An 11,943-nucleotide genomic window follows, 5' to 3' on the forward strand; every position below is an offset into this window, starting at 1 on the left:
GGGGGGGGGGGGGGGGGGGTCGTGGGTGGCGGCGCGGGGGTCGCGGTTGACGACGGCGTTGGCGGATTTTATGGATGCGGGTGGGGTGAGGGGTGGGGCGGCGCGGTTTTTGTTTGCGGGGACGACGGGGACGGTGGGGAATGTGGCGGGGCAGGCGTTGGTGGAGCATCACGTGGATGTGGGGCAGGCGGCGGCGTTCGGGTTTGGTATGGCGGGGATGGAGACGGTCAAGCATGCGTTTTCGGGGGTTCGGGGGGGTTGGGGGCGGGATGGTGGTGAGGTTGTTGATGGTGAGGTGGTTCCGGATGAGCCGTCGCCGTCGTCGGGGGGGTTGCCGGCGGGGGATGGTCATCGGTTCCATGCTGAGAATGGTGCGGGTTATGACTATGAGGGTGAGGTCGTCTCCGAGCCCGCTCCGGGCCACCCGGGTGAGCTTGGGGCTGTGCCGGTGTCTCATGCTGAACTCGTCAAAGCCCCCGAACCCGAGCCCGGGTCGGGGTCGCCTACTGAGCTCGCGAAGGTGTTCGAGCCGCCGCGTTCTGCCGGTCATACGCCTGAGGCCCCGGGTGTGGGAACGGTCCATTCCAGTGGTTCGGCTTTGCCGGCCGTACCCGACCGGCCTTCCCCGCCCGTCCCCTTCTACCCCGGGGAGGCCCCCGCCACCGGCAACAACCTCCCCGCACCCGTACCACCACCCGCACCCCCCGCGCTCCCCGGCAGCGGATCCCCCACACCACCCGAACCCACGAACGGAGGCACGGGAACACCGTCGCTGCCGGTGACCTCCGGATCGTCGTCCGCCGGTTCCAAGAACCCGATCGCCGACCTGTTGAACCGCCCGCCCGGCGCTGGATCCGCCGACGCCCACCCGGCCGTCTCCCCTGCCGGTGCCGCAGCGGGTGCCCACGGGATTCCCGGCAGTCCGGCGAAGGCGGTCGTCTGGCCGGACTACGCGAAGGAGGGCGTGGCCGGCGACGGGATGGACATCCGGGAGGCCGAGTTTCCCGCCGACCCGCTCGCCGCGGCGCGGCTTTGGGGCAAGGGCTTCGCGCCCGATCTCGATCCGCGGGTCCGCGACGCGATCGAGCGGCACCTCGCGGACGTGCTCGCCGACCGGAGTCCGGACCGGCTGCTCGACCTGCTGAAGAACGGCGAGACGATCACCGTGCGCGGAAAGGGCGGCCGGCACACCGTGACGCTGTGGCTCCATCCCCGCGATCCGGTCCACCTCGAGGTCTCCGGCGGAGCCCGCAGATATTCGGTCGAGTTCGGAAGCTGGGAGGCGGCGGTGCGGGAGGGCACCGGCACGGAGAGGCAGACGTCGGTCGGCGTCGCACACAACGAAGAGATCTCCGACATGACCGATGACAACGCCCTGCCCGGCGTCTCACGGTCGGATGCGTCGAGTCGGTCTCACGCGAAAGTCGTGCGCGTCATGCCCGGTCACAAGGTGATGGTGGGCGCCCATGACGCCTTCGACGTCCGCGCGTCGGTCGAGGTGTTCCTCGACGGGGCCGAGCTCCCGAATGACGCCCGGGTCCCGGACCTCTCCATGACCATCGCGTTCCCGGAGAACTTCCGGGGAGAGAACTCCGCCGACGGCACGCTGGCCCCTCTCCCCCGGCATGAGGTGCCGCCCGACAAGGCCGGCGCGGTACGCCCGTACCGCCCCATCCTCACCGCCGTGGACAACCGCCCGATCCTCGCGAAGCTGGTGAGCCACGCTCTGGCCAGAGGGATGAAGCCCGACGCCGTGACGGAGCTGGTGAACAGGCTGGCCGACGGCCCGCTCGGGCAGCAGCCGCTGATGAACCAGGGCGCGGCTCTGCTGGACGGCTTCACCGTCGCCGGTGTCGAGGTCAAGGCACGGGTCGTACGGCTGGAACACCTGGCCCGGACCCACGGGACCATCCGGGACGACCTCGCGACCAGCACCGTCCACCGGGAGGGCGAACGCACCAAGGCGAAGTGGCAGGCTGCCGGCAGGATCAAGTTCAGCTGGTTCTTCGACCCCTCCGGGCGGACCGTCAAGTTGTCCCTCGGCGGGCATTATCAAAAGGGACACGTCCACGTCACGATGAACGCCGACACGAGCATGGTGAAACTGACGGCGCTGGAAAAGGAAGTGCCGGTCGACGTGTACCGCGCCAGGCTGGAAGTCGAGCTCACGTCGAAGGATCTGGGCACGGTCACGGTCGACGCGCCGAGCTGGCTGACCGTACGGGCCGAGGACGCCTCCCAGATGGAGCACGACATCTGGGGCGCGGAGAAGACCGGCGGCCTCCTGCATCCCGTACCGAGCACCCATTCCGCGGCGCCGGCCCTGGCGCATGACGCCGCGGGGGCTCCGGGCGAGCCACCGGCGCTGGCGGCCGGCCGCGGTTCGGGCCGGGGGACCCTGCACGAGCTGCCCGGAGCCGAACGCATCGTGCCGGAGCTCGGGAAGGCGATCAGCGACGCGATCCCGGGCATCACCGAGGCGGAGTCCGCGCGCCTCTCGGAGCTGCTCGCACCCTCGTTCGGCCAGAGGGGGCTCGAAGGCCGTACGGTCGCCGATCTGGTGAACGGCGTGGACTTCAGCGCCGTGATCAACGGACATCGGATCGACGTGTCCCTCACCGCGAAACCGGGGGACGTCGTCGACAGCTCCACGGTCGACATGACGGTGAACACCCGCGACCTCACGATGTCGGGGATAACCGTCGGACGTGAGAAGGTCTTCGGCGTCGGGGCGGACGCCGTCGGCGCGCTGGAGCTCAAGCTCGACGGCGTGGCCGACATGCCCGGCGGCCCTCGCCTCCGCCGGCTTCTCTCACCGCTGAAGTGGGTGAAGGTCAGCCCCGCCAAGCTCACGCTGAGCGGTGGGCTCGACCGGTCCAACGGCGACGAGCTCGGGAAGAACATGACCTCGTACTCGCGGAGAGAGACGAGCGGGCCGACCATAAAGATCAAGAAGAGCGTCGCCTACACCGCGCGGTTGCGGGTCCACGGGCCGGACGGGTCGTCCACGGACACCTCGTGGACCATCGGCGGGAAGGACATGACCGTCAATGTCCTGGTGCCCGAGGTGCACCTCCCCCATGGCCCCGTCGCCGAGGCCGCGATAGCCGACATCGGCCGTCTCGAACGGACGAATGACTTCCCCGAGAACTGCCTGGACCTGTCCGGCCAGGTCACCGGCATCACTCCGACCGTCGCCGCCATCCGGGACCTGGATCTCGAGGTGGGCCGGGCGCTGGCGGACCTGAACGGCCAGGAGGCTCCGCAGGACCGCTTCGACGTCCCCATGAGGATCCGCGACGCGATCCGGCCGTCGCGGCTGCAGACCGACTTCGGCGGATTCACGGCCCCGGGCGGTCTCAAGATCCCCATTGACGAGACCGTGGACGGCTGGCAGCAGGCCGTCCGGATCGAGCTCAGAGTCGGCGCCCCGCGAAGCCAGTTCCCGGTCCGGGGAATCGAGAGTGAGCACTACCGCACCACGGCCTATGAGGACAGATCCACCACGGAAGGCGGCCGGCATCTGGCCGGGCAGGGAAGATTTCTCGGCGTCCACGTCCACGCGGGGCCGGCGGAGGGACTCCACGAGGTCGGCTTCACCAAGGGGATCGGGCGGACCACGGGCGGCACCGCGGAGGAGGGCTCGACCGCCGTCCTCCGCGGGACGTACGGGGACGACGGAGTGTCGCACATCCTCGACCGCGCGGACCTGCACATCAAGGTGACGCCGGTGCGGTGGAAGGGGCACACGGTCGAGGAGGGCACGCCCGTGCACCTGCTCGCCCACGAGAGCCTCGACCTCATCGTGCCTGACCGAATGGCACAGCGGCACGGCCTGTCCGGTTCGTCGGCCGATGTCGTCCCGGCGACCGAGCCGCGGACGTACCTGCCCGAGGCGGCCATGCCTTCCGCGTTCCCCGAGGTCGTGGAGGCCCCCCACCTGCTCAACAAGATCGTCGGCGCGCTTGAAGACGCCGGGACCCTCTTCAAGGGGGAGCATCTCACCGCGAGCCAGAACGTGAGGATCCTCGAGAAGCGGTTCAGCCCCGTGGCCCTCGCCGCGGACCTGCCGACGCTGGTCGACCACGGCGTGACACAGGTGCTCCACACGTCGCTCGGCGACGGCCACACCCGCGTCACGCGCGTCTCCGTCCATGCCCGGTTGAACGAGGGGAGACACACCGGCGATCGCCCCGAGCTCCGTCAGATGATCCGGAGCCAGCCCGAAGACGCGACCGCCGGGACGTCCAAGGAGACCTCCAGCCGAGGGTTCCGGTGGCGTGTCCGGGGGATCTTCAGCTACCACGACGTGGGCGTCGGCGGCCAGCACACGTACGGAAGGAGCTCACAGACCGAGACCGGCCGCAGCGCCAGGGAAGGCCGGCGGAGGTACGACCGGCGCCAGACACTTGAGGGTTCTCAGGAATTCACCCACGACGTCGACTTCGAAGTCTCGATCAGCTCCGTGGACCTGCCGGCCAAGGCCGTCGAATCCATGGTCAACGCCGCCCGGAACGCCAGCGGGTGGGTCGCGGCGCGGACCGGCAACCGTACCGCCGCGGCGTTCGGCGACCACCGGCAGAACGTACGGACCACGACCGAGCACACCTCCGGGCGCATCGTCGTGGCGGTCGCCGATCACCTCACCCTGCCCGCCGCGGCGGGTGAGAGCGTGCCCGGGTGGACGGGGGTCTCCGGTGAGGCGCACCGCTGGGCGAAGTACACCGCGCCCCTGCCCCACCAGGCGACGCTGCTGGAGCCCGGCATGCTTCACCGCATCGCGTTCCCGGGGGCACCGGCGCTCCGGGAGATGGCCGCGATCGCCGCGGTGCCGAAGAGGTTCCGTGGCGCGGTACCGGAGCTGTCCGAGCCGCTTCGGGGACCTGAGCTCAGCCGGTACCTCGACGCGGAATTCGATGAGAAGTTCAGCCAGGGGAACCTGCTGGCACACGTGGACCGGCTGCTCGCCCACGAGTTCGGCCATCCGAGCGACAACCACCGATCGGGTGAGGAGATCCAGCTCGGGATCAACATCACGAGTCTCGTCAAGCTCACCGACGCGTCGTACAAGATCCGCATGTACCAACAGGACACCACGCTCAACAAGGACGAGCAGGGGCAGGGGACGACCACCAGCCACCAGACCGGCCTCTCCGCGGGCCCGGAGACCCTCACGGGACTGGGAAGCAGGGGCAGCGACCGCGGAACGACCTTCTCGAACGACGCCGGCGCCACCGACATCCGGGAGCGGGACGAGGAGGGGGTGTCCCACGCCCAGGTCTTCGCCGCCAACCTCACCGGGGTCGCTCATCTCCCGGACGGCACGGATCTGCTCGCGGACGTCCCGAAGGGGCTGTACATCGCGCTCACCGACACCGACCTCGCCTACTTCAAAGAGCGGCATCCCACGGTCGGCATCGTGGAGTGAGCGGGCGCTGAGCCGTGGCCGCGGGTGCCGCCGTCAGCGGCGCCCGCCGCGCGTGAGCGTACGGACCAGGTCGCGGGTCCGGTCGGCGACCGAGACGAAGACACCGAAGATCATGTTGCTCTTCGCCGACTCCACGCCGGGGTGCGGATGCGTGGGCGCCACGGCCTCGGCCGCCTTGATCGCGGCGGCCAGCCCGCGCAGCTCCGCGTGACCGCGCCGGCTCAGCACGGGGAACTCCTGCTGCTCCTCGTGCTCGGCGTGTTCGAGTATCGCGGCGCGAAAGCGGGCGAACATCGGCGGGAAGCTCGGGTCGTGGGTGCCCATGCGCTCCAGGTCGCGGAGCATGATCTTGCCGCGCTTCTCCTCCTCCAGCAGGCGGTCGACGAGCCGGTCGCCGCGATCGGCGATGCGCCGGACGACCGGATGGACGACCTCCTCCTCCGCGGTCTCGTGCACGGCGAGCAGACGCCGGAGGTCCTCGAACGCCTCCTCCCGGCGCCGGCCGGTGCTCGCCTCGACCCGTTGGCAGAGGCGGCGGATCTCTTCGTGCTGACGCACCAGCAACGCGACGGCGTTGGTCCCCGGCATCGTCTCCGGACGTTGGGCCATGGCCGGATTTCCTTTCTCCGCGCATCGCCGGCTCGCCCCGGGACCTACCCGGTGCCGATCGGCGAAACCCCTGGGTCCGCCGAGGTCACCACCGCAGGACACTGGCGGACAGGGTGAGCGCGAAGGCGACGCCGACGAGAACGAGCATCGCCCAGGCCTGGATCCGCAGCCGCCGGTGGAAGCCCGGCAGCTCGTCCGGAAGGGCGAACACGCGCGCCGGCCAGTGCCGCCACGAGACGTTCACGAAGATGCCCGTGGCGGCGGCGTACGGCACGAGGGCGACGGCGTAGACGGCCGCGACGGCCGGCCAGGTCACCATGACGGCGGCGGCGCTGAGCGCCAGCCCGGCGACCACGGCGACGACACCGCGCCGGTTGCCGTGGGCGAGCACGAGGAGGAACTCCTCGCGGCGGCCCTCGTCGGTGAAGAACCGCCCCACGCGTGGCTGCACGACGAACAGGCTGTAGGCCATCGAGCCCAGCCAGACGGCCGCGATCATCAGGTGCACGATGGCGGCCGGCATGCACGGCACCGTACTCCGCCGGAGGCCGGACCGACATCGGCGGCGAGGAACGCGCGTGCGGGTGCGCGCGCTCAGGCGGCCGCCGGGGCGGGAGACGGCCGTGCCGCTCCCGTCACCGTGGCTCTGATCAGAGCTTGGTCATCTTGTTGTACGGAGCCGTGATGCGCTCGCGGCGTGGGCGGAAGTCGACGAGTACGGCGACGTCATCCTCGACACCGATGACGACGCCGAGACCGAACTGGTCATGGACCACTTGGTCGTCGACGGCGAACCGCTCGACCGGCGGAGCTTCGGCCGGCGGCTTGAAAGGGCTGGTGGGCAGGTGTCGCCGGCTCGCGGCGCGGGGTGGCTTCACCCTCCTCAGTATGGTCCTAGGAAATGAATACCGTCAGGCCGGTCCACGAATTCGCGGCGGGGCGAAACCCGGCGGCCCGGCCGGAGCGGCGAAACGGCACGCCTCGGCGGGGCCGGACGGCCTCCCGGCGCGCACGTGAATCACACCGCCGCGGGGACCACGAAGCCCGCCGTCGACGGCGTGGCGGCGACGACCCGGGGGTCCACCTGAAGACGCGTCACGCCGAGCGGTGCGAGCATCGCGCGCATCGCGCGTTCGTGGATCCGGATCCATGCCTGGTCCGCGCCCATGGCCTCGACCAGGCGCGCCTCGGTCGTGAAGGCGATCCCGACGCGTTCACCGCCCGGAAGCCGGCCACAACGGAGCGAGACCGTCCCTGACCCGCTCCGTACCGGCACGACCATTAATCCCGTTCCGCTCATGACAAATCACGTTAGGGACGAATCGGGCATCCGGGCGGCTCGTGCACGGAGCCTTCACGACGCCGCGGCGGTCCTTAACGCGTTGCGAACGAGGCGTCGCCCAGCTCCGCCAGCAGGGCGATGAGCGTGGGCCCGAGCGGGGCGTCGAACGTCGCGAGAGCGTGCTCGTCGCCGCGGGTGACGCCCTGGTTGATGATGGCGACCGGGATGCCGAGCCGGCCCGCGTGGCGGACGAACCGGTAGCCGGACAGCACCGTCAGCGAGGACCCGAGCACGAGCAGCAGCCCGGCGCGCTCGGTCAGCGCGTAGCACTCGTCCACCCGGGACCTGGGCACGTTCTCACCGAAGAAGATCACATCGGGCTTCAGCAGGCCGCCGCAGTCGGTGCAGTCCACCACGCGGAAGGACGCGACCTCATCGTCCGCGAGGACCGCGTCGCCGTCGGGGTTGATCGCGCTGACCTCGGCGCTCCACGCGCGGTTGGCGGCGCCGAGGCGTTCGTCGAGGACCTCCCGAGGGGTACGCCGGCCACAGCTCAGGCACATGACCCGGTCGAGGCTGCCGTGCAGTTCGATGACGTGGCGCGCGCCCGCGGCCTGCTGGAGGCCGTCGACGTTCTGAGTGATGATCCCGCCGACCAGCCCGCGGCGCTGCAACTCGGCGACGGCACGGTGCCCGTCGTTGGGCGCGGCACGGGCGACGTGCCGCCAGCCGAGGTGGCTGCGCGCCCAGTAGCGGCGGCGGGCGGCGGCACTCCCGGTGAACGCCTGGTAGGTCATCGGCTCGGCCCGCCGCTTCCGACCGGTCTCACCGCGGTAGTCCGGAATGCCGGACTCCGTCGACAGGCCGGCGCCGCTGAGCACCACCACGTCGCCGTCCGCGACGAGGTCGGCCAGCCGCGTGAGAACTTCGGGCGACGTGTCGCCCGGACGCTCGCTCAGCATCCCGGTCACATCATCAATGGTGCCCGATCTGTCCGGTTGTCTGAGCCATGGTGTCGCGACTGTCCCACCGTCGGCGTTAGATGGGCCCATGTGCAGAAGCATCAAGACCCTGCGGCCACCGATGACGGACGAGGTCACCGACGACGACATCCGCGCGGCCGCCCTGCAGTACGTGCGCAAGGTCTCGGGGTTCCGCAGACCCGCGGCCCACAACGAGGCCGTCTTCGACCGCGCGGTCGAAGCGGTGACCCAGGCGACCACCGACCTCTTGGCCGACCTGCGGATCCGCGGCACCCACACCTGAACACCGACCGAGAGCCCAGAACCAAGCGACGACACCAGAACCACGCGACGACGACGGAACTCTCCCTCCGGCGGGGCTCTCCCTCCGGCGGGGCTCTCCCTCCGGCGGGGCTCTCCCTCCGGCGGGGCTCTCCCTCCGGCGGGGCTCTCCCTCCGGCGGGGCTCTCCCTCCGGCGGGGCTCTCCCTCCGGCGGACCCCTCCCTCCGGCGGACCCCTCCCTCCGGCGGACCCCTCCCTCCGGCGGACCCCTCCCTCCCGGGGGTTTCCATCCCATTCACATTGTCCAGCGCTCGAACCCGTTCGGGGAAGGGCGCCTCGGTGGCTGTGGATAACCCAAGCGGTTTCTGACATGAGGAGTCCCGAACGCGACCGCCTCTGGGGCTGCGTGACCGGCTTTACGTGCCCGCTCAGCGACAGTGACGGGTCGATCTCCCGACGCGAGCCGTTTGTCCACAGCCTGTGGACAAACAACGTACGCCGCCAGGACGTGTTCCGTGGATCTTGGCCTGGTGGGTGTGGGTTGATGGCTCGCCGTCGTGAGTTCAAGCGCCCGCGAAGGACACTCCCGGGAGGGGCAGCAAGATCACCAAACGGGCCCGACACTCGGACGATCCCGTGGCGGGCCGACCACGAAGACCCCTCGGCCCTGGCAAAGAGATCAAGATCCCCCCTTGGAACCCCGTTAGGTCCACCTGGCCTGCGACGGACACGACCTGCCGCCGTCGGGCGTGAGCACGAACGGCAACGTCGACGACCGCACCCGCCTGGTCCAGGTCATCGAAGCGACCCGGCCGGTCGCCGCACCGCCGACAAGGGTTGTTCCACCAACGAGATCCGCAGCTACCTGCGCCTGTGTCGGACACCGCACACGATTCGTGACGCTACGACGAACGCGCTGCTCACCACCCCTCAATTCAAGATCCACAAAACAGGCCCCAGCCGGAGAAGGGCCCTCCCCGGCAGCGACCCGCCAGGGGCTGTGGAGCAGCCAACGCGGGGGTTCGAAGGGCCCGGTCCCCCGGAACGGCACCGTCTGGCGCGACAATGACGGCGGATGCCTGCACAATGCATCCCAAGCTCAGTGAGAGGGCAAGGGATCGTGTCGACGTCTGTTCACCAGAAGATCGCCGAAGAGCTCGGCGTGCGCGAACGGCAGGTGCAGGTGGCCGTCGAGTTGCTCGACGGCGGTGCCACCGTGCCGTTCATCGCCCGCTACCGCAAGGAGGCGACGGGCACGCTCGACGACGCGCAGCTGCGGACGCTCGAAGAACGCCTGCGCTACCTGCGCGAGCTGGAGGAGCGGCGCACCGCGATCCTGGAGTCGATCGAGTCGCAGGGCAAGCTGGACGACGCCCTGCGCGCGCAGATCATGGAGGCCGACACCAAGGCCCGGCTCGAGGACATCTACCTGCCGTACAAGCCCAAGCGGCGCACCAAGGCGCAGATCGCCCGCGAGGCCGGCCTCGAGCCGCTCGCCGACCAGCTGCTCGCCGACCCGTCGCTGGACCCGCAGGCGGCGGCCGAGCCGTTCGTCAAGGACGACCTGGACGCCGCGGCGGCGCTGGAGGGCGCCCGCGCGATCCTGGTCGAGCGGTTCGCCGAGGACGCCGACCTCATCGGCGACCTGCGCGAGCGCCTCTGGTCCAAGGGGCAGATGGTCTCGCGCGTACGGGAGGGCAAGGAGGAGGCCGGCGCGAAGTTCTCCGACTACTTCGACTTCGCCGAGCCCCTGACGAAGCTGCCGTCGCACCGCATCCTCGCGCTGTACCGCGGCGAGAAGGAGGAGGTCCTCGACCTCACCCTGACGCCGGAGGAGGAGGACGGCGAGGTCACCGCGTACGAGCGGTCGATCGCGCGGCGGTTCGAAGTACCGCTGAGCAGCCGGTGGCTGGCCGAGACGGTGCGGTGGGCCTGGCGCACGCGCATCCTCGTCCGGCTCGATCTGGACCTGCGGCTGCGCCTGCGGCAGGAGGCCGAGGACGAGGCGGTGCGCGTCTTCGCGGCGAACCTGCGCGACCTGCTGCTCGCCGCGCCCGCCGGCACCCGTACCACGATGGGCCTGGACCCGGGCTTCCGTACGGGCGTCAAGGTCGCGGTCGTGGACTCCACCGGCAAGGTCGTGGCCACCGAGACGATCTACCCGCACAAGCCGCAGGGCCGCTGGGACGAGGCGCTCGCCACGCTCGGCAAGCTCGCCCAGCGGCACGGTGTCGACCTGATCGCGATCGGCAACGGCACCGCCTCGCGCGAGACCGACCAGCTCGCCGCTGACCTGATCAAGCTGATGCCGGGGCTCACCAAGATCATGGTGTCGGAGGCCGGGGCGTCGGTGTACTCCGCCTCGCAGTACGCCTCGCAGGAACTGCCGGGCATGGACGTCTCGCTGCGCGGCGCCGTCTCGATCGCCCGCCGGTTGCAGGACCCCCTCGCCGAGCTGGTCAAGATCGACCCCAAGTCGATCGGCGTCGGCCAGTACCAGCACGACGTGTCGGAGACCAAGCTCTCCCGCTCACTCGACGCGGTCGTGGAAGACTGCGTGAACGCGGTCGGCGTCGACCTCAACACGGCCTCGGTGCCGCTGCTGACGCGGGTGTCGGGCATCGGCTCGGGGCTCGCCGAGAACATCGTCCTCCACCGCGACGCCAACGGCCCGTTCCGGTCACGGAACGCGCTGAAGGAGGTGCCGCGGCTGGGCCCCAAGGCGTACGAGCAGTGCGCGGGCTTCCTTCGCATCCAGGGCGGCGACGACCCGCTCGACGGCTCCAGCGTGCACCCCGAGGCGTACGCCCTGGTCCACCGGATGTTCGAGTCGACCGGGCTGAAGCAGGACGGCGGCGACGTCTCGGCGCTCATCGGCAACACCAAGGCGCTGCGGACGGTACGACCGGAGGACTTCGTCGACGGCACGTTCGGCCTGCCGACGATCACCGACATCCTCAGGGAGCTGGACAAGCCGGGCCGCGACCCGCGTCCGGCGTTCAAGACCGCGACCTTCAAGGAGGGCGTGGACAAGATCGCCGATCTCGAGCCCGGCATGATCCTCGAGGGCGTGGTCACGAACGTCGCGGCGTTCGGCGCGTTCGTCGACGTCGGCGTGCACCAGGACGGGCTCGTGCACGTGTCGGCGATGTCCAAGACGTTCGTCAAGGACCCGCGCGACGTCGTCAAGCCCAATGACATCGTCCGGGTCAAGGTGCTCGACGTCGACATCCCGCGGGCGCGGATCTCGCTCACCCTCCGGCTCGACGACGAGGCCGAACGGCGCAAGCCGGGCGAGAGCCGGCGCGACGGCGGCGGACGACGCCAGGGCGGTGGCGGGCGCCAGGGCGGCGGACGGAACGCAGGCCGGCAGGGCCGC

At 70.4% G+C, this 11,943-nt stretch carries 8 protein-coding genes; 3 read left to right on the forward strand and 5 right to left on the reverse strand.

Annotation, left to right across the window (positions count from 1 at the left end; genetic code table 11):
* The first annotated feature begins 778 nt into the window (after positions 1 to 778).
* The gene (locus ACFFNX_RS34145; protein ID WP_378210018.1) at positions 779 to 5,428 is read left to right on the forward strand and encodes a hypothetical protein; all 4,650 of its coding nucleotides are present in this window, start codon (positions 779 to 781) and stop codon (positions 5,426 to 5,428) included.
* 33 nt (positions 5,429 to 5,461) lie between these two features.
* Here the strand turns inward: ACFFNX_RS34145 and ACFFNX_RS34150 are convergent, their stop codons facing one another.
* The 5 genes from ACFFNX_RS34150 to ACFFNX_RS34170 form a co-directional block, all read right to left on the reverse strand.
* Positions 5,462 to 6,037 carry a hemerythrin domain-containing protein gene (locus ACFFNX_RS34150; protein WP_378210019.1) on the reverse strand — a complete coding sequence of 192 codons (576 nt, stop codon included), beginning with the start codon at positions 6,035 to 6,037 and terminating at the stop codon, positions 5,462 to 5,464.
* Positions 6,038 to 6,122: 85 nt separating this feature from the next.
* Positions 6,123 to 6,560 carry a hypothetical protein gene (locus ACFFNX_RS34155; protein WP_378210021.1) on the reverse strand — a complete coding sequence of 146 codons (438 nt, stop codon included), beginning with the start codon at positions 6,558 to 6,560 and terminating at the stop codon, positions 6,123 to 6,125.
* A 127-nt stretch (positions 6,561 to 6,687) separates the two neighbouring features.
* Entirely contained in the window at positions 6,688 to 6,915 is a 228-nt protein-coding gene (locus ACFFNX_RS34160) for a hypothetical protein (RefSeq protein ID WP_378210023.1), read from the reverse strand.
* 140 nt (positions 6,916 to 7,055) lie between these two features.
* The gene (locus ACFFNX_RS34165) at positions 7,056 to 7,337 is read right to left on the reverse strand and encodes an SAV_915 family protein (protein WP_378210025.1); all 282 of its coding nucleotides are present in this window, start codon (positions 7,335 to 7,337) and stop codon (positions 7,056 to 7,058) included.
* A 74-nt stretch (positions 7,338 to 7,411) separates the two neighbouring features.
* The gene (locus ACFFNX_RS34170) at positions 7,412 to 8,281 is read right to left on the reverse strand and encodes an NAD-dependent protein deacetylase (protein WP_378210031.1); all 870 of its coding nucleotides are present in this window, start codon (positions 8,279 to 8,281) and stop codon (positions 7,412 to 7,414) included.
* 88 nt (positions 8,282 to 8,369) lie between these two features.
* Between ACFFNX_RS34170 and ACFFNX_RS34175 the strand changes: the two genes are divergently transcribed.
* Both ACFFNX_RS34175 and ACFFNX_RS34180 read left to right on the forward strand, forming a co-directional pair.
* The gene (locus ACFFNX_RS34175) at positions 8,370 to 8,585 is read left to right on the forward strand and encodes a DUF2277 domain-containing protein (RefSeq protein ID WP_378210027.1); all 216 of its coding nucleotides are present in this window, start codon (positions 8,370 to 8,372) and stop codon (positions 8,583 to 8,585) included.
* A gap of 1,099 nt (positions 8,586 to 9,684) precedes the next feature.
* On the forward strand, positions 9,685 to 11,943 hold a 2,259-nt coding region (locus ACFFNX_RS34180; protein WP_378210029.1), incomplete at its 3' end, for a Tex family protein.

Source organism: Actinoallomurus acaciae (assembly GCF_042429965.1).
In the GTDB taxonomy this organism is placed as follows: Bacteria; Actinomycetota; Actinomycetes; order Streptosporangiales; family Streptosporangiaceae; genus Actinoallomurus; species Actinoallomurus acaciae.

Excerpts from the sequence above, each read along its gene's own strand:
- ACFFNX_RS34165 (WP_378210025.1), bottom strand. The coding sequence starts at position 7,337 with ATGAGCGGAACGGGATTAATGGTCGTGCCGGTACGGAGCGGGTCAGGG.
- ACFFNX_RS34175 (WP_378210027.1), top strand. The coding sequence starts at position 8,370 with ATGTGCAGAAGCATCAAGACCCTGCGGCCACCGATGACGGACGAGGTC.
- ACFFNX_RS34170 (WP_378210031.1), bottom strand. The coding sequence starts at position 8,281 with ATGCTGAGCGAGCGTCCGGGCGACACGTCGCCCGAAGTTCTCACGCGG.
- ACFFNX_RS34155 (WP_378210021.1), bottom strand. The coding sequence starts at position 6,560 with ATGCCGGCCGCCATCGTGCACCTGATGATCGCGGCCGTCTGGCTGGGC.
- ACFFNX_RS34150 (WP_378210019.1), bottom strand. The coding sequence starts at position 6,037 with ATGGCCCAACGTCCGGAGACGATGCCGGGGACCAACGCCGTCGCGTTG.